At 64.7% G+C, this 17,513-nt stretch carries 19 protein-coding genes; 7 read left to right on the plus strand and 12 right to left on the minus strand.

Annotated elements, in window-relative coordinates:
• Positions 1-73 precede the first annotated feature (73 nt).
• Both ACFLEY_RS45045 and ACFLEY_RS45050 read right to left on the minus strand, forming a co-directional pair.
• Positions 74-370, minus strand: coding sequence for a hypothetical protein (locus ACFLEY_RS45045; protein ID WP_028172731.1), 297 nt, complete (start codon positions 368-370; stop codon positions 74-76).
• A 2-nt stretch (positions 371-372) separates the two neighbouring features.
• Positions 373-1,767 (minus strand): OmpA family protein, encoded by a 1,395-nt coding sequence (locus ACFLEY_RS45050; protein ID WP_060909408.1) that lies wholly within the window; start codon positions 1,765-1,767, stop codon positions 373-375.
• A 165-nt stretch (positions 1,768-1,932) separates the two neighbouring features.
• Here ACFLEY_RS45050 and ACFLEY_RS45055 point away from each other — a divergent pair, with 165 nt between their 5' ends.
• Both ACFLEY_RS45055 and ACFLEY_RS45060 read left to right on the plus strand, forming a co-directional pair.
• Positions 1,933-2,991, plus strand: a complete 1,059-nt coding sequence (locus tag ACFLEY_RS45055; protein WP_211434238.1) for a polysaccharide deacetylase family protein — start codon at positions 1,933-1,935, stop codon at positions 2,989-2,991.
• Positions 2,992-3,113: 122 nt separating this feature from the next.
• Positions 3,114-3,914 carry an SDR family NAD(P)-dependent oxidoreductase gene (locus tag ACFLEY_RS45060; protein WP_060909410.1) on the plus strand — a complete coding sequence of 267 codons (801 nt, stop codon included), beginning with the start codon at positions 3,114-3,116 and terminating at the stop codon, positions 3,912-3,914.
• Between the two features lie 272 nt (positions 3,915-4,186).
• Here ACFLEY_RS45060 and boxB read toward each other — a convergent pair whose 3' ends face one another.
• From boxB to ACFLEY_RS45085, 5 genes are all read right to left on the minus strand, one after another.
• Positions 4,187-5,638, minus strand: a complete 1,452-nt coding sequence (boxB, locus tag ACFLEY_RS45065; protein WP_011083901.1) for a benzoyl-CoA 2,3-epoxidase subunit BoxB — start codon at positions 5,636-5,638, stop codon at positions 4,187-4,189.
• A 14-nt stretch (positions 5,639-5,652) separates the two neighbouring features.
• The gene (gene boxC, locus ACFLEY_RS45070; protein ID WP_060909411.1) at positions 5,653-7,341 is read right to left on the minus strand and encodes a 2,3-epoxybenzoyl-CoA dihydrolase; all 1,689 of its coding nucleotides are present in this window, start codon (positions 7,339-7,341) and stop codon (positions 5,653-5,655) included.
• 111 nt (positions 7,342-7,452) lie between these two features.
• On the minus strand, positions 7,453-7,971 hold the full coding sequence (locus ACFLEY_RS45075; RefSeq protein WP_060909412.1) for a DUF309 domain-containing protein: 519 nt from the start codon (positions 7,969-7,971) through the stop codon (positions 7,453-7,455).
• Between the two features lie 21 nt (positions 7,972-7,992).
• Positions 7,993-8,811: an alpha/beta fold hydrolase gene (locus tag ACFLEY_RS45080; RefSeq protein ID WP_171901158.1), complete on the minus strand. Its 819-nt coding sequence runs from the start codon at positions 8,809-8,811 to the stop codon at positions 7,993-7,995.
• Positions 8,812-8,940: 129 nt separating this feature from the next.
• Positions 8,941-10,482, minus strand: a complete 1,542-nt coding sequence (locus ACFLEY_RS45085; RefSeq protein WP_060909414.1) for a benzoate-CoA ligase family protein — start codon at positions 10,480-10,482, stop codon at positions 8,941-8,943.
• Positions 10,483-10,603: 121 nt separating this feature from the next.
• On the opposite strand from ACFLEY_RS45085, the gene ACFLEY_RS45090 reads away from it, so the two are divergent.
• The 4 genes from ACFLEY_RS45090 (at position 10,604) to ACFLEY_RS45105 (ending at position 13,333) form a co-directional block, all read left to right on the plus strand.
• Positions 10,604-11,512, plus strand: coding sequence for a helix-turn-helix transcriptional regulator (locus tag ACFLEY_RS45090; RefSeq protein ID WP_060909415.1), 909 nt, complete (start codon positions 10,604-10,606; stop codon positions 11,510-11,512).
• Between the two features lie 264 nt (positions 11,513-11,776).
• Entirely contained in the window at positions 11,777-12,169 is a 393-nt protein-coding gene (locus tag ACFLEY_RS45095) for a group II truncated hemoglobin (RefSeq protein ID WP_060912776.1), read from the plus strand.
• Positions 12,170-12,227: 58 nt separating this feature from the next.
• On the plus strand, positions 12,228-13,073 hold the full coding sequence (locus ACFLEY_RS45100; RefSeq protein WP_082755655.1) for an AraC family transcriptional regulator: 846 nt from the start codon (positions 12,228-12,230) through the stop codon (positions 13,071-13,073).
• Between the two features lie 89 nt (positions 13,074-13,162).
• Positions 13,163-13,333 carry a hypothetical protein gene (locus ACFLEY_RS45105; RefSeq protein WP_211434237.1) on the plus strand — a complete coding sequence of 57 codons (171 nt, stop codon included), beginning with the start codon at positions 13,163-13,165 and terminating at the stop codon, positions 13,331-13,333.
• A gap of 108 nt (positions 13,334-13,441) precedes the next feature.
• Here the strand turns inward: ACFLEY_RS45105 and tnpC are convergent, their stop codons facing one another.
• The 3 genes from tnpC to ACFLEY_RS45120 form a co-directional block, all read right to left on the minus strand.
• A complete protein-coding gene (gene tnpC / locus ACFLEY_RS45110) occupies positions 13,442-14,986 on the minus strand; it encodes an IS66 family transposase (protein WP_224517700.1) in 1,545 nt (514 codons plus the stop codon).
• 187 nt (positions 14,987-15,173) lie between these two features.
• On the minus strand, positions 15,174-15,464 hold the full coding sequence (tnpB, locus tag ACFLEY_RS45115; RefSeq protein ID WP_396604449.1) for an IS66 family insertion sequence element accessory protein TnpB: 291 nt from the start codon (positions 15,462-15,464) through the stop codon (positions 15,174-15,176).
• Positions 15,461-15,859, minus strand: a complete 399-nt coding sequence (locus tag ACFLEY_RS45120) for a transposase (protein WP_026192391.1) — start codon at positions 15,857-15,859, stop codon at positions 15,461-15,463. Before ACFLEY_RS45120 ends, tnpB begins: the two co-directional genes overlap by 4 nt.
• A 113-nt stretch (positions 15,860-15,972) precedes the next feature.
• Here ACFLEY_RS45120 and ACFLEY_RS45125 point away from each other — a divergent pair, with 113 nt between their 5' ends.
• On the plus strand, positions 15,973-16,314 hold the full coding sequence (locus tag ACFLEY_RS45125) for a VOC family protein (protein ID WP_396604450.1): 342 nt from the start codon (positions 15,973-15,975) through the stop codon (positions 16,312-16,314).
• Here the strand turns inward: ACFLEY_RS45125 and ACFLEY_RS45130 are convergent.
• Together ACFLEY_RS45130 and ACFLEY_RS45135 are read right to left on the minus strand one after the other, a co-directional pair.
• Positions 16,311-16,643, minus strand: coding sequence for a PRC-barrel domain-containing protein (locus ACFLEY_RS45130; RefSeq protein WP_028172723.1), 333 nt, complete (start codon positions 16,641-16,643; stop codon positions 16,311-16,313). The genes ACFLEY_RS45125 and ACFLEY_RS45130 overlap by 4 nt on opposite strands.
• 71 nt (positions 16,644-16,714) lie before the next feature.
• The gene (locus ACFLEY_RS45135; protein WP_060912778.1) at positions 16,715-17,500 is read right to left on the minus strand and encodes an IclR family transcriptional regulator C-terminal domain-containing protein; all 786 of its coding nucleotides are present in this window, start codon (positions 17,498-17,500) and stop codon (positions 16,715-16,717) included.
• Positions 17,501-17,513 lie beyond the last annotated feature (13 nt).

Raw genomic sequence — 17,513 nt, forward strand, 5'->3', positions numbered from 1 at the left:
CGATGGCGGTACGCTCCCTCCCCCACAAGGGGGGAGGGAGCGAGAGAGCGATGGCCTCACGCGAACCAAGGACTCAAGCCGCCGGCTGGCTCCGCGAGACCACCCGGTCGCGCAACCAGGCGCCGATGGTGCAGCCGACCAGGTAGCAGGCGAACATGATGAGGCCGAGGTCGAGCCAGTAGCCGAAGCGGCCGGGGACCACATGCGCGAGCGAGGCCGCGACCAGCGCTACGGCGAGCGCGGCGAGCCAGCGCGCGGTGACCTTCGAGGTGCCGTTGCCGCGCTGGACCACCGAGATCCAGCCCATGCAAAAGCCCAGCACCAGCGATCCGATCAGCCAGCCCAGATGGAACGAAACGAGATAGGGCATCGTCACCTCACCAGAAATTCGATGCGGCGGTTCTGCGCCTTGCCGTCGTCGGTGTCGTTGCCGGCGACGGGCTGCGTGCTGCCGTAGCCGATCGCGGTGAAGCGGCTGGCGGGCAGGCCGGCCTTGACCAGATAGTCGATCACCGCCTGCGCGCGCTTCTCCGAGAGTGCCTGGTTGAACGCGTCCTCACCGTCGGCATCAGTGTGCCCGGCGACGTCGATATTGGTGGTGGGACAGCGCAGCGCCGTCTCGATGAGATGGTCGAGGATTCCCGCCGAGTCCGGATCGATGTCGGCGCGCTTGGTGGCGAAGCGGATCTTGCCCTTATTCAGGAGCTCGGAGAACAATTGCTGGCAGACGGTGCCGTCGACCGGGCCTGCCGCGGGCTTCACCGTGATTTCCGGCTTGTACTGCCAGTTTTTCGGGAAGTCCTTGCCAAGGCCCGCGCGGATGTCGTTGCCGGCGCCTTCATAGAGCGCATCGCCCGACAGCTTCACCTCGCGATCGGACACCACGAGCGTGCCGGTCGACAGCCGCGACAGCGCCCCGAGCGCTGCGACCACGGCGGGGTTGAAGGCGCCGGGGGCGCCGAGGCTGGGCTTGAGATTGTCGACGACCTTCTCGTTGAAGAATTTTCGCGACGCGCTGGTTGCGATCGCCGCGTGGACGTTGTTGTCGGGAACATAGCCGGTCAGCGTCACGGTCGCGGCAACCGGATCCTTGTAGGCCTGGAAGATATAGGGCGGCGCCTTGATGTCGTTGGCGGCGATCAAGAACCCTTCCGGCAAGTTCTTCAGCGCAGCCGCGATCGCCTCGCGTCCGCCGAGATCGCGCGCCATGCCCGACAGGTTGATCTTGGTGTCGGAGATCGTGATCTTGCCGTCCTTGAGCTTGCCGATCTGGTCGAGCAGCAGCATCGCGGCGGCCTCGAAGCGCGGCGGCGCGCCACGTGCCAGCCCCATCTGATCGGCGACCTCGACGCCGCCGACCTCCTTGCGTGCCGCCTCCGTCAGGCGGGCCTTGATCGACGGCAAGGGCGCGGAGCCCGACAGCGTCACCCGCACCACGTCACGCTCGGCGTTCCAGACGAAGGGTTTTGCCTCGGCAACGAGGCGGGTCCGGTCGTCGACCAGGCGCACGCCCGGGACAATCTCCACCGCCATTACCGCGTCCCGGCGCCCTTCCTCGGAAAAGGCGTCCGCGGCCAGGCTGACGTCGCGCCCGTCCACCGCGATCCGGGTCTTGTCCAGAACGGTCTCCTTGAGCGCCGCCGAGCTGCGGGCTGACAGGTCCGCCTCGACCGGTAAGGTGTTATTCCAGGCCGCAAATCCCCACATGACGGCCAGGGGGATCAGCCCTGGCCACCATTTGCTGGCCCACCTGAAAAGCTTCTGCATTCGACGACCCGAACTCTGGAACCGGAGACAAAACAAACCCTTGGCAGGCTGTCAAACCGGAAATGGCGGCCCTCGCAAGGCCTTTGCGTGGACAATTGGAATAACTTTTTCTTCAAGGGTTCTTCCGTAAGTTGAGGACGGAATGCCAGAGTCCGCCAGCGGGTCATGAAACAACTTCGTAACAACGTCATCCGCGCCGGGCTGGGAGCACTCTATTTCAGCGGGGCGCACCACCTGTTGCGCCCGCTTTTGTCGGGCGTCGGCGCCATTTTCATGCTGCACCACGTGCGGCCGGCCCGCGAGGCCACGTTCCAGCCGAACCGACATCTCGAAGTCACTCCGGATTTCCTGCGCGCGACGCTGAGTCATCTGCGCTCGCGCGACATCGACATCGTCAGCATGGACGAGCTGCATGAGCGGCTGGTGCAGGGCAGGTTCACCCGCCGCTTCGCCGCCTTCACCCTCGACGACGGCTATCGCGATAATCTGGACTATGCGCTGCCGGTGCTGCGCGAATTTGACGCGCCTTTGGCGGTCTACGTCGCCAGCGATTTCGCCGAGGGCACGGGGCGGCTGTGGTGGACCGCGCTGGAAGCCGTGATCGCCAGGGCCGAGCAGATCGAGGTGCAGATCGGCAATTCCGCGCTGCGGCTCGACGCGACGACGCCTGCCGCGAAACAGGCGGCGTTCGACCGCCTGCATGACTGGCTGCGCGCGCTGCCGGGCGAGCACGATCTCGCGCGCGAGATCGCAGCGCTCTGCACCAGGCACGGCGTCGGCATGGAAGCGCTGTGCCACACCCTCTGCCTGTCCTGGGACGGGGTAAAGCAGCTGGCCGCAGACCCGCTGGTCACGATCGGCGCGCACTCCATCAGCCATTGCAATCTCGCCAGGCAGAGCGAGGAGATCGCCGCGCAGGAGATGGCGGTGAGCCGCACGCGGATCGAGCGGGTGCTGGAGCGTCCCGTGCTGCACTTCGCCTATCCCTATGGCGACCGCGAGGCGGCCGGGATGCGCGAATTTGCGCTGGCCGCATCGGCCGGCTTCAAGACCGCGGTGACGACGCGGCCCGGCATGCTGTTCGCCGAGAACGCCGGCCACATGACCGCGCTGCCGCGCATCTCGCTCAACGGCAACTACCAGGACACGCGGATCCTGCCGGTGCTTACCTCGGGCGCCGCGACCGCGATGTGGAACGGCTTTCGCCGGATTGCGGCGGCTTAAGTTTCTGTCGTCCACCGCTGTCACCGCAATCTCTGCCGTCGTCCTGGCGAAGGCCAGGTCGACGTCAAGATTGACTCCCTCCCCCTCCCCGCCCAAAACGAGCGCCACCAAAGGGAGGTACCATGTTCAACGATCTGTTCTCGCTCAAAGGCCGCATCGCACTCGTGACCGGCGGCTCGCGCGGCATCGGCAAGATGATCGCGGCGGGCTTCCTCGCGCAAGGCGCGGCGAAGGTCTACATCACCGCGCGCAAGGCCGGCCCGTGCGAGGCGACGGCGAAGGAGCTCTCGGCTCTCTATGACGGCGAGTGCATCGCGCTGCCGATCGACATCTCGACCGTCGAAGGCTGCGACAAGCTCGCCGGCGAAATCATCAAGCTGGAGCCGAAGCTCGACATCCTCGTCAACAATGCCGGCGCCGCCTGGGGCGCTGAGTTCGACGAATTCCCGGAAAGCGGCTGGGACAAGGTGATGGACCTGAACGTCAAGTCGCTGTTCTTCCTGACCAAGGCGCTGGCGAAGCCGCTGCGCGCGGCGGCAAGCGCGGAACATCCGGCCAAGGTCATCAACATCGCCTCGGTCGACGGCATCTTCGTCAATCCGAGCGAGACCTATTCCTACGCCGCCAGCAAGGCCGCCGTGATCCATCTGACCCGGCGCATGGCGACGAAACTGATCAAGGACAACATCAACGTCACCGCGATCGCGCCGGGCGCGTTCAAGTCCGACATGAACCGGGCCGCGCGCGACCATGCGGACGACGTCGCCAAGCGCATTCCGGCGCGGCGCATCGGAACCGACGAGGACATGGCAGGGGTCGCGATCTATCTCGCCTCGCGTGCGGGCGATTACGTGGTCGGCAACACCATCGCCGTCGACGGCGGCGTGGTCTACGCCAATGCCGGGCTGGAGATCGCGGGGTAGCTGAACCCGGGGGACTAAGAGAGCGAGTGCGCTGGTTGATAGACGCGACGCCCTCACCTCATATTTAGTGTCGTCCCGGACAAGCGAGCAAAGCGAGCGCAGATCCGGGATCCATAACCACAGGGAGTGGTTTGGCGAAGACTCGTGGTTGGCTGCTCGCGCTACGACCTCTCCCTGGGGTTATGGGTCCCGGATCTACACAAACGCCTGGCAACGCTATGCGTTGCCAGGCGTTTGCTTGTCCGGGACGACAGCTGAGTATGAGGCCGCGCCTACGACTCGATCTTCACGTACTCGAAATCGCCGGGCTTGTTGTCGATGCCGACTTTCGGCGGCGAGATCCAGGAGGCGAACTTGCCGGTTTCGGTGACGGGCTGCATCAGCGAGGTGATGAAGTCGCCGTCGGCTGTCGAAGGCAGCCACTCGTCCTTGCGCTTCGCCCAGGTCGCATCGTCGATCAAAATGCCATCGGGCGTCGCATGGACGTCCTTGAACTCGCCGATGTGGCGGTGGAAGGCGACGTTGGGCAAGGTCAGCTTGAAGTCGTAGCCCGCGGTCGAGATCACCTTGTTCCAGCGCAGCATGCCCTTGACGCAATCCTGGCTGTAATCGTCGCGCAGGCGCATGTTGAGCGCGGTCAGCGCCGGCTCGTCGACCAGCTTGATCTCGCCGTTGATGAACTTGAGCACCGGATAGGTGGCGTTCTTGAGTTGGTGATCGTCCTCGATCTGGGTCTCGTGATAGCGGCCCTTGATGCCGGCATTGAAGGCGTTGGCCGCGTTGGTCGAGACCTCCGAGCCGAACAGATCGAGCGACAGCGTGTAGTGCAGGTTCAGCTTCTTCTGGATGGTCGGAAGATCAATGACACCGAGCGCTCGGACTTTTGCGATATCGGTGGGATCGGTGATGCCGGCTTCGCGCATCGCATCGCAGGTGCGCTGCACGACGCGGGTGATGCCGGTCTCGCCGACGAACATGTGGTGCGCTTCTTCGGTCAGCATGAAGCGGCAGGTGCGCGACAAGGGATCGAAGCCCGACTGCGCGAGGCTGTGCAGCTGCATCTTGCCGTCGCGGTCGGTGAAGTAGGTGAACATGAAGAACGACAGCCAGTCCGGCGTCGCCTCGTTGAAGGCGCCGAGCATGCGCGGCGCGTCCGCGTCGCCGGAGCGGCGGCGGAGCAGATCGTCGGCCTCCTCGCGGCCGTCGCGGCCGAAATATTTCTGCAGCAGATACACCATCGCCCAGAGGTGACGGCCCTCTTCCACGTTGACCTGGAACAGGTTGCGCATGTCGTAGAGCGAGGGCGCGGTCTTGCCGAGATGGCGCTGCTGCTCGACCGAGGCGGGCTCGGTGTCGCCCTGGATCACGATCAGGCGGCGCAGCATGGCGCGATGCTCGCCCGGCACTTCCTGCCAGGCCGGCTCGCCAAAATGCTCGCCGAACGGAACGACGCGGTTTTCCTCCTGCGGCGCAAGCAGGATGCCCCAGCGATATTCGGGCATGCGGACATAGTCGAACTTGGCCCAGCCGCGCGGATCGACGGAGTAGGCGGTGCGCAAATAGACCAGCGACTCCTGGAAGCCTTCCGGCCCCATGTCGCTCCACCAGTCCATGTAGCCGGGATGCCAGCCTTCGAGTGCCTTCAGCACCTGGCGGTCTTCAGCGAGGTTGACGTTGTTCGGAATCTTGGTCGAGTAGTCGACGTTCATGATGTTCATGTTCATGGCCGTGCTTCTCCCTAAACTCTTGTCATATCGAATTTCGGCTTCTGGCCGCTACCGTAACGGCGGAGCGCGCCCTCCTCGCCGACCGCGTTCGGGCGCTGGAAGATCCAGTTCTGCCAGGCAGTCAGGCGCGCGAAGATCTTTGATTCCATCGTCTCCGGGCCGACGAAGCGCAGGCTCGCTTCCATGCCGGTGAGGCTGTCGGGCGAGAAGCTGGCGCGCTCCTCCAGAAACACGCGGACCTCGTCGTCCCAGTCGATGTCGTCGAGCGCGAAGGTGACGAGGCCGAGCTCCTCGGCCTCTTCGGCGTCCAGGCTCGTGCCGATGGTGGCTTCGGCGCGTTCCAGATCGGCCGGGTCGGCCTGGAAGCGAGACTGAAGCCGCGTCAAACCATGGCTCATCGGATACGGGCCAAAATTCATCGCCGACAGCTCGATCGCGGGCGGCGGGCGGTTGTCGCCCTGGCGGGTGCCGATCAGCATGTAGGAGCGGTCGGCGGCGAAGACGAGCTCGGCGAGCGTGCCGGCAAAGCAGGAGCCGGGCTCGACCAGCGTCACCAGCGTGCGCGAGGTGACGTCGATACGCTTGAGCACGCGCTTCCAGTAATGCCTGATCTCGTTGACCAGCCAGTGCGCCTTGTTGGCTTCAAGGAAGGCATCGGATGCGAGCACATGGGCGCGGTCGCCATGGCTCTTGAACACCAGCATGGCGATCTCGAGCTCGTTGATGCGCAAGTGCAGGATGGCATCGTCGAGCTCGCGCGCGACCTGGAGCGGCCAGAACGAGGCGCCCTGCGCCATCATGCCGTCGATGTCGGCCGGCGGCGCCGCCTCCGGCGCCTTGATCGAGATGGTGGCGATGCGGGCGGCGCGATCGACGTCGACGGTGACGAAGCCGTAGCGCAGGCTGGTCTCGTCGATGATGCGCTTGAGCGGCGTCAGCGCAATGCCCTTGCCGCTGCCGTTGCGCCTGGAGGCCGCGGAAAATTCCTTGACGCGCTCGGTGATCCTGCCTTCCAGCTTCGAGTTCGGCGCGATCTCGTCGACGAGACGCCACTGCACGGCGCGCTTGCCTTTCACGCCTTCCTCGATGGTGCAGAAGAAGTCGGCATGGTCACGGCGCACCTTGCGCTTGTCGACGACGCGGGTGAGGCCGCCGGTGCCCGGCAGCACCGCGAGCAGCGGCACTTCGGGCAGCGCCACCGAAGAGGCACCGTCGTCGGCGAGAATGATGTGGTCGGTCGCGAGCGCAAGCTCATAGCCGCCGCCCGCGGCCGAGCCGTTCACCACGGTGATGAAGCGCTGGCCGGAATTCTCGGACGAATCCTCCATGCCGTTGCGGGTCTCGTTGGTGAACTTGCAGAAATTGACCTTGTGGGCGTGGGTCGAGCCCGCGAGCATGCGGATGTTGGCGCCGGCGCAGAACACGCGGTTCTTGGCCGAGCGCATCACCACGACCTTCACCTCGGGATGCTCGAAGCGCAGCCGCTGGATCGCATCGGCAAGCTCGATGTCGACGCCGAGGTCGTAGGAATTGAGCTTGAGCAGATAGCCCTCGAACAGGCCGCCGTTCTCGTCGACGTCCATGGTCAGGGTCGCGACGTCACCGTCGACCGCGAGCTTCCAGTGCTTGTAGCGGGACGGTTCGGTCTGGAAATCGATGAATGTCGCGCCGCCTGCGAGGCGCCGATCTTCCCCGGCCATGGGCCACCCTTGAGTTCGTCTTGGTTTTACCGTTAGATGCACAATAGTGCATATTTCAGAGCGCGTCTAGTCCTTAACAGCCAATACATGCACTTTGTTTCATGCCAGTGTCTAGGACCGCACGATGGTGCCGAGTGCGATCCAGTCGGCCTTGGAGAGCTGGGGACGACCGAGCTTGGCCTGGAGCGAGGCCGTCAGCGCAGCAATGGGAAAGCTCTCGACAAAGCCGTCGCCGACCGCCGCCTTGCGCGAGCTCAGCGCGCGCAGCTCCGCCAGCGCATCGCCAAACAGCCGTGCCGCCGAATGCGACCTTTGCATGCGCAGCCGCAAATTCGCATTGGCGATGTGGATACAGGCCCGCAGCAGAATGCGCTCGCGGCCGCCTTGGGGCGCTGCGGCCCACACCGCCTCCAGCACCTCCTGCGCTTCCCAGAAATAGCCGCGGTCGTTGAGCGCGAGCCCGTAGCGCAGCGCCGGATGGCGTGCCGGCACATGGCCGCGAAACGCCGAAGGCGCCAGCGCCTTGGCCATGGCGAGCGTCTCGTAGTCGGCATCGAGCCCGGCCTCGCCCGGCACATAGGCCCACTGCGGCCACGGCAGCGGGCCGCTCGCATTCGGCGGCGCACTCATGCGAGGTGCGCCTCCGCAACATCATGCGGCGCGTCCCTGAAGTCCCTGATCGTCGCGCAGGGCCGCCTTTGCAAATTGCTCAATTGCGTCAAGCGTCGCCCCCGGCGCTTCACGATGCGGGGAATGGCCCGCGTCTGAAATAATTTTCAAATCTACCGGACAGTAACACTCTTCCTGCGCAATTTCGACCTGGCGCAGCGTCCCGTATTGGTCGTCCACGCCTTGCAGGACTATGACAGGGACGCGGATATAGGCGAGGTATTCGGAGATGTCCCAGTCGCGGAATTTCGGATCGAGCCAGGCGCCGTTCCAGCCGTAGAAGGCGTTGTCGACGTCCTTGTGCCAGCGCGCGAGCTTCGGCTTGAGATCGGTGGTCTCATAGGCGGTCTTGATCGCGGCGATGGATTTCACCGAGATGTCCTCGACGATGAAATGCGGCGCGATCAGCACGAGGCCGTTCAGGCGATGATCCTGGTGCGCGCCGGCGTAGATCGTCGCGATCGAGGCACCGTCGGAATGGCCGAGCAGGAGGCCGCGCCTGAAGCCGATCGCATCGAGCAGTTTCGGAAGCACCTCCAACGCCTCGCGGTGCATGTAATCCAGCGGCCGCGGCAGCGCGACCGGGCTCGACTGCCCGTAGCCCGCACGCGAATAGACGAAGATGCCGGCACCGGTCGCCTCTCGAAGCTGTTCCGGGAAGTCGCCCCAGAGCCCGACCGAGCCGAGACCTTCGTGCAGCAAGATGATGGTCGGTGCCTCCGCTGATTGCGGCGCGAGCCATTTATATTCGAGGCTGGCGCCACTGACGCTGAGGAAGCCCGTGGGGGTGAGGTTGGTCATGCTTTCGGTTCCATTCATTCCGTCATTCCGGACAACTCGCAAAGCGAGTTGATCCGGAATCCCGAGATTGCAGTCTGCGGATCGAGATTCCGGGTTCGCGCTTCGCGCGCCCCGGAATGACGAAGCCAATCAATTCGCCCCTTCCCGCAGCTTGAACCGCTGGATCTTCCCCGTCGCCGTTTTCGGCAGCGAGTCCACCACGTCGATCCAGCGCGGATATTTCCACGGGCCGATCTTCTGCTTGACGTGCTCCTTCAGCATCTCCTGCAAGTTCGCGGTCTTCGCGCCCTGACGCAGCACGACGAAGGCTTTCGGCTTCAAGAGGCCTTCCGGATCGGCCTCGGGCACGACGGCGGCTTCCAGCACCGCCGGGTGCGTGATCAACGCGCTCTCGACCTCGAACGGCGAGACCCAGATGCCGGAGACCTTGAACATGTCGTCGGCACGGCCGCAGAAGGTGTAGCGGCCATCAGTGTCGCGGACATATTTGTCGCCGGTGCGGGTCCACGGGCCCTCGAAGGTGCGGCGGCTCTTGTGGCGCTGGTTCCAATAGCCTTCGCCGGCGGAGGGCGCATCGACCAGCAGCTCGCCGACCTCGCCGTCGGCGACGTCTTGGCCGGCCTCGTTGACGAGCCGCACCGCATAGCCCGGCACCGGCTTGCCGGAGGAGCCGTATTTGATGTCGCCGGGCGCATTCGACAGGAAGATGTGCAAGAGCTCGGTCGAGCCGACGCCGTCGAGAATGTCGACGCCGAAGCGCGCCTTCCAGCTGTTGCCCACAGACTCGGGCAATGCCTCACCGGCCGAGGTGCAGATGCGCAAGCTCTTTCCGCCGCGCTCGGCCTTCATCATCTCGTCGTTGAGCATCGCCGCGAACAAGGTCGGCACGCCGTAGAAGATCGAGGGGTTATAGCGGTTCATCAGGTCAAACATGCGCGCCGGCGTCGGGCGCTCGCTGTTCAGCACGACGGTTGCGCCGACCGACATCGGGAAGGTCAGCGCATTGCCGAGACCATAGGCGAAAAACAGCTTTGCGGCGGAGAGGCAGACGTCGCTCTCGCGAATGCCGAGCACCTGCCTGGCGTAGGTGTCCGCAGTCGCCTGCAAGTTCGAATGCAGATGGCGCACGCCCTTGGGCATGCCGGTCGAGCCGGACGAATACAGCCAGAATGCCGGCTCGTCCGGATGAGTCGCGGCGATGGTGAACTGGTCGCTCTCATCAGCGAGCTCCTCGGCGAGCTGCTTGTGGCCATTCTGCTTGGCGCCGGAGACGACGACATGCTCGAGATCCGGCATGCGGCCGACGACGTCCCTGATGACGGGATAGAGCGCTTCGGAAACGAACAGCACGCGGGCACGGCAGTCGGCGAGGATGTAGGCGTACTGGTCCGCGGTCAGCAGCGTGTTGAGCGGCACCGGCACGACGCCAGCGCGGATCGCGCCCAGGAACACGATCGGGAAATCGACCGTATCGAGCATGATCATCGCCACGCGCTCCTCGCGGCGGACGCCGAGACGGCGCAGCATGTTGGCGGCGCGGCGGCTCTCGCGCTGGAGCTCGCCATAGGTCAGCCGCGAGACGGTGTCGTCGAAGGCGAGCTTGTTGCCGCGCCCCACCTCGACGTTACGGTCGAGCAGCCAGGTCACCGCGTTATAGGATCCCTCGCTCACGGACTTCTCCCCTGAATTTAGAATTATAATTCATAGAAAGACACCGCGGCGGCTTTCTGTCAATGCCAGCAGGCATTATGTTTCATTAAAACGCGCCGCAGGACATCTGTAAAGAAGGCTCATGACCGACAGTCCCGACGCCGAATCCCGCTTCCTCGAACAGCTCGGCCAGCGTGTGCGCACCACGCGCGCACTGCGCGGCATGTCGCGCAAAGTGCTCGCCAAGGTATCAGGAATCTCGGAGCGCTACATCGCGCAGCTCGAAAGCGGCAAGGGCAATGTCTCGATCGTGCTGCTCCGCCGCGTCTCCGACGCGATGGGCGCGCATCTCGAAGATCTGCTGCCCAGCGCCGATCCGACGCCGGACTGGCAGATGTTTCGCGATCTCCTGCGCAAGGCGACGCCGTCTCAGATCGCGCAGGCCAAGGATTTGCTCGCCGGCGGCAGCGCATCGGCGCCGCGGCGCGCGCCGTTCTGCGGCATCGCGCTGATCGGCCTGCGCGGCGCCGGCAAGTCCACGCTCGGCAAGATCCTGGCGAAGAAGGTCGGCTGGAGCTTCGTCGAGCTCAACAAGGAGGTCGAGCAGCAGAACGGCCTCTCGGTCGCCGAGATCATCGCGCTGTACGGCCAGGAAGGCTTTCGCCGCATGGAGCAGGCGGCGCTGCAACAGCTGCTCGCGCGCAACGAGCTGATGGTGCTGGCGACCGGCGGCGGCATCGTCTCCGAGCCTTTGACCTTCGACCAGATCCTGTCGTCGTTCTACACGATCTGGCTGAAGGCCGAGCCCGAGGAGCACATGGCCCGCGTCCGCCGCCAGGGCGACCTGCGCCCGATGGCGGACGACCGCTCCGCGATGGCCGAGCTGCGCAACATCCTCTTGAGCCGCGAGCCGCTGTACTCGCGTGCGACGGCGGTGGTGGATACGGCGGGCCTCTCCGTCGATGCCGCCGCCGCGCGCCTGATCGACGCGGTGCGCCCGGTGCTCCAGAACGAAGCGCGCAGCTTTGGTCTGCGCAGCGTGGCGCTGTAGGTCGTTTCGAGCTCGCTACAGCTACACACTCCACTGTCGTCCCGGACAAGCGCGCCACAAGCGCGCGCCGATCCGGGACCCATACCCCCAAGGAGAAGTTGTTGCGCGAGCTGGTAACCACGAGTCATCGCAAAACTACCCCCTTTGGCTGGGTCCCGGATCAGCGCTCCGCTTCGCTGCGCTTGTCCGGGACGACAGCAAGGATTTTGCGCGACCTCCAGCAACACTGTATCAACGATCAGCAAGCAAGCCTCGAGACAAATGATGACCGATAGCGACGTCGCAATCTCCATGTTCGAGCGGATCGGCGGCAGTGCCACGATCGACCTTCTGGTCGATCGCTTCTACGAACGGATGGACACGCTGCCGGAGGCGAAAGTCATCCGCGCCATGCATGCAGCCGATCTCGGCCTGATCAGGGACGTGCTGAAGCGCTATCTCACCGAATGGACCGGCGGCCCAAGACTCTATTCCGTCGACAAGGGACACCCACGGCTGCGCCAGCGTCACATCGGCTTTGCCATCGGCGATGCCGAACGCGATGCGTGGCTCACCTGCATGCGCGGCGCGCTGGAGGAGACGGTCACGGACGCTGCCGCGCGGCAGGACCTCGACAAGGCGCTGTCCGGCCTCGCCGACTGGATGCGCAACCGCTAGCCACCACACGGGCAAGGCGGGGCGCGCCGTCCACTTGGAGGGGCACCGCTGCGGCGCTATGCTGCGCGCGATGGACGCTGCCGCAAACCCCGATGTCATCCGTCGGCCCGCCTCGCCACGCCTTGCGCGGCTGGTCTCCAGCATCTCGTTCTATCGCGAGCGCGGCGTCGGGTTGGCCGGCTTCCGGCACGCGGCGCCGCTTGCGCTGCCTCTTCTCGTGAATTTGGGGACACCCTTCCGCATTGCGCTTGGGCGCGAGCCGGATGTTGCCGACGCTCAGCCGAGTTTCGCGGCTGGTCTCTTTCCCGGACCGGTCCTTATCGAATCCGATGGCCGCGCCGAATGCGTTCAGGTCGATTTCACCCCGCTTGGGGCGTATCGCTTCTTCGGAGGAGCGGTGCCGGATCTGACCGCGCGCATGGTCGGTCTGGACGACATTCTGGGACGGAATGGCGAGAACCTCCGCGCTAGGGTTGCCGAGGCGGTCGGATGGCAGCGACGATTTGAGATCGTGGAAGACTTCGTGCTTCGTCGCGCCGTGCATGAGCCCTCGCCGGCGATCGCCTTCGCCCTCGATACGCTCTGGCGACGGGCAGGCGCGGTCCGGATCACCGAGCTTGCCACCGACATAGGCTGGAGCCGCAAGCATCTCACGCGCCGCTTCCACAACGAGATCGGCGTACCGCCGAAGACAATGGCCCAGATGCTGCGCTTTCACCGGGCCTGCTCACTGGCTCGCACGGACGGGACAGGCGGCTGGGCAGCCGTCGCGGCAGACGCCGGCTATGCCGACCAGGCGCATCTTGCCCGCGACTTCCGGTTACTCAGCGGCGAGACGCCGACCGGATGGGCCGCGCGGCTCGATCTTGCGGATCCACGCCTGATGCGGGACGGCGGCGGGTAGCGTCCGGTCCCATTTGTTCAAGCCCGGCTGGCGCGATCCGAACTAGGGTCGGTGTTGCAAAAGACCTGGATAATTTCCTGGAGAATTTCATGAACCAGCAGAATGGCTATGAAGCGCCGCGCCTGTACCACACCATGCGCTGCAAGGATCCGGAGGCGATGATCGCCTGGCTGAAAAACGTTCTCGGCTTCGCCGAGCGCGTGGCCTATCGCAAGGAGGGCACGGTCGTTCACGCCGAATTGGCATTTGGATCGTCGTAAGCGACGTTCGCGTCCCATTCGCAAAGGTTTGGCGTGGGGATTGCAGTCTGTTGATCAACGTGTTTGCAAATCGTTGGCGGGGGGTATGGAGGCGGCAACGACGGAGAATTACGAGGTGCGGCCGAACGACCAGGGCAGGAGCTCGTCGATCCGGGACTGCGGGTGACCGGTTGCGATCGCTTTGAGCGTCGCTTTCATCCAGACGTAGGGCTCCACGCTGTTGATTTTGCAGGTGGCGATGAGCGAAGCTATGCGCGCCCATGAACGACCACCTTCGTCGTGACCAGCAAATAAACTATTTTTACGCGTCAGAGTCAGCGGCCTGATTTGATTTTCGACGGGATTGGTGTCCATCTCAACGCAACCATCGTCGAGAAACAAGGTGAGGCCATCCCAATGGTTCAGGAGATAGGCGATCGCCTTGCCCATCTCGCTGCCCGGCGACAGGCGAGCGGCTTGCTCGCGCAGAAACCTCTCGAGTTCAGCGACGAGCGGCCGTGATCGCTCGTTACGGGTCGTTTGCCGAGCCGGGGCGTCGGCGCCACGGATCTCCTTCTCGATCGCATAGAGTGCGGCGATGCGCGCGAGAACGGCTTCGGCGATGGGTGAGCCGGCTTTCGGAGTCGCTGCGATGATCTTGCGCCTTGAGTGGGACCAACATGCGGCCAGCCGCAGCGGCACGCCGCCTTTGCGCTTGGGCCGTGCGAGCCGATGATAGCCCTGGTATCCGTCGACCTGAAGGATGCCGTCGAAGCCCTCGAGGATGCGCTCAGCATGGTCACCACCGCGTCCTGGCGCGTAGTGGTAGACCACGATTGGTGGATCAGCGCCGCCGTGGCCGCGATCGTCGCGCAGGACAGCCCACAGATAGCCGGTCTTCGTTCGGCCCCGGCCCGGATCGAGCACAGGCGCCCTGGTCTCGTCTATGAACAAGCGGCCCGATTGCTTCATCACGACGCTCATGCGCTCGACCAGCGGCGCGAGGTGGAAGGCGACCGTTCCCATCCAGTCTGCCAGAACGGCGCGATCGATGAAGATGCCATGCCGAGCCAGAACCTGCGACTGACGATAGAGTGGCATGTGCTCGCTGAACTTGGCGACCGCCACCTGCGCCAGCAGCGCCTCGGTGGGGATGCCACCCTCCACGAGATGGGCGGGCGCCGGCGCCTGAGCAACACCGGTGCAGCCCTTTGCGCAGGCGTAGCGCGGTCGCACCGTCTCGATCACACGATACTGGGCGGCCATGACATCGAGACGGCGGGAGCGATCCTCGCCGATCTGGACCATCCGGCCGCAGCCGCAGGGACACTCGAGGTTCTCGGGTTCGATCACCTGCTCGATGCGCGGCAGGTGCGCGGGAAAGGCACGGGCAGCGCGCCTGGTCCGGCGGCTGGACGGCGCCGTGCCGGCGCGGCGCGCACGATCGTCCTGGCGTTCCTGGACTTCGGCGATGGCAATCTCGATGTCCTCGAGAACCAGTTGCATCTGATCGGGATTGAACTTCTCCGAGCGTTTACCGAAACGTGCGCGCTCGTACTCCTTCACGAGCAGTTCGAGGCGTTCGACGCTCTCTTTGGACGCAGCCAGTTCACTCTCGACATGAAGGCGCGCCGAGCATTCATCGTCTGCGCGACGACGCTCGGCTTCAATCATCGCTTCCTGCGCGCGGAAGAGCGCGCGCAAATCGGCGGGCAGCGCTGCAAGACGGGCGGGATCAAAGGGGGACGGCGGCACATCCGCAAGCTATCATCCCAAAGCCCCGCGCGAAACAGGTTGTCGGGTCTGAGTCAGTTCGCCGCAGCTGGCGTCGCGACAATCCGTTCGCCCACTCGCTTCCAGTTCAGCCCTTGAACTGCACGCGCGTCAGATGCATGACGCCGTCGCTGATCTGCGGCCACTCGAAACGACCATCGCGGCCAAGGCGCTTGTAGACCAAAACGAGGCCCGTGCCGTCCCATAGCAAAATCTTCAGCCGGTCGGCGCGCTTCGAACGAAAAACCACGATCAGGCCCGAATGCGGATCGAGCCCAAGCGTGTTTTGCACAAGACCGGCCAGCGCGTCGTGCCCGCACCGGAAGTCAACAGGACGCACAGCAAGCACAATCCGCAGTCCCTGCGCCGGAATGATCATGCGCCGCGCTCGATCGCAGTCACGATCTCCGCGATCCGCACCGCCGACACGTCCGCATCCAGGCGGACCGAAACCTTGCCAATCGTAATCTCGACGGGCCCCTCGCTCTTGCCTGACGCCACTGGATCGCTCAGCTCGATCGACACGAAATCCGCCGCGTCGTCCGTGACCAATGCGAGCCGGCCAGCACGCGCCAATCTGCGCCACGTCGTCAACTGCTGGGCCTTCACACCGTAACGCCGTGCGACATCACATACCCGGGCGTCGGGCTTCATGCTCTCGAAAACAGCGCGCCCCTTGATCTCCGCAGACCATAACCGGCCTCCAGAACGCGTCCGGCGCGTAAGCTTCCCTACAAAGCCATCAGCTTCGGCTTCCTCCCCCGATTGTTCCATCGCCTTCAGTCTCCTCTCGGCTCTCTGACAAGCCAAGGATCGCAGAGCGAAAGCCGAAGCGAAACCAGTCAATCAAATGGGAGAAAAGCTCCGCTTACGGATCGTCGATCCTCATGCTCGGTGCGCATCGCGATGATGCGTACGCAAAGCGGGTCGGCGACATCGGCGGCCACCGTACGGATGCCATTTATCTGGCTGTCGATGATCCCGACGCACTCTATGAGAAGGTGAAGGCGTCCGGTGCGACGATCGAAATGGAGCCCTACAACACCGATTATGGCAGCCGCGATTTCGCGGCGCGCGATCCCGAGGGCGGCCTCTGGAGCTTTGGAAGGTCGGCGAAGAGTCGCTGCCGGGATAGGCCAGACGGTTGCTTCGGATGCCGCTCGGCGGGCGCGGCAAGCTCAATTGAGCCCGCAAGAGCGATGCGGCTGCGAACCCGTCCTGCTCTCTAGACCGACCAGTAATTCGGATGCGGGTAGGACCGCGAGCGGTCGCCCCAATCGAACTCGTCGCCATCGAACTCGCATGGACCGCTGCTGAACTCGTCCATCGTCAGCTCGACCTGGAACGCCTGACGGCCGCGATCGTATTTCAGCGCGCTCCACTGCACCGGATAATGGTGATGAGCACCGAGCAGCCCGCCGGTCTTGATCACGGCATAGGCGACCATTCCGCTGACCTTGTCGAGCATCAGCCGCTCGATCGTGCCGAGCTTCGTGCCGTCGCGCCCGTAGACGGCGACGTGCTCCACGCGATCACTGGGAACCATGGTATGTTGCATGGCATCCTCCCTGTTCTCTTGTGCCGCGCGCATTATAGCCTGCCAGGCAGGAAGAGCGAAGTGCGCTGTAGCTACAGCAACTGCGAACGCACTGCTTCGGCGCCCTCGCGCAGCAGCGGCAGGAAGCGGTCGATCAGCTCCTGCGCCGGCACGCGGTCGACATGGGCGCCCATGTTGATGGCGGCGACGATCACGCCATCATAGCGCCGCACGGGAACCGAGATCGAGCGGAAATGCGGCTCCGCCTCGCGGTCGACCAGCGAATAGCCCTGCGCGCGGTCGGCCGTGATGCGCGCGAGCAGCGCCTTGGGATCGGCCACCGTCTGCGGCGTCAGGACTTCGCGCGTCATCGCCTTCAGCCGCACAGCAAGTTCGGCATCGTCGAGCTGGCCGAGCATGGCGCGGCCGACCGACGTGCAGAAAGCCGGCAGGCGATAGCCGATCTCGAGTCCGCCTGAAAACATCCGCCCCGGACTGCTGCGCGCGACGAACACGACGTCGTCGCCATCGAGCACTGCGAGGGACGAGATTTCGTTCGCCGCGGTTGCGGCGCGATCGAGCACCGGTTGCAGGACCGTGACGAGCTGATTGGACCGCAGATACGATGCGGCAAGGGTCAGCACGTGCGGCGTCAACGTGAACAGCTTGCCGTCACCACCGACGAAGCCGCCGCGCTGGAGCGTGAACAGCATGCGCCGGGCGGTGGCGCGCGGAAGATCGGCGGCGCGGGCGAGATCGCTCAAGGTCATCGGGCCGACCGTCGAGCCGAAGCACTGAAGCAGGCGCAGGCCGCGATCGAGGCTTTCGACGAAATCCGTCGCACGCTCATCGGTCTCGCTTCGCTTCAGCTTGGGCATGGCGTCGGACTTT

The sequence above is a fragment of the Bradyrhizobium sp. YCK136 genome (assembly GCF_044570075.1).
GTDB lineage: Bacteria > Pseudomonadota > Alphaproteobacteria > Rhizobiales > Xanthobacteraceae > Bradyrhizobium > Bradyrhizobium diazoefficiens.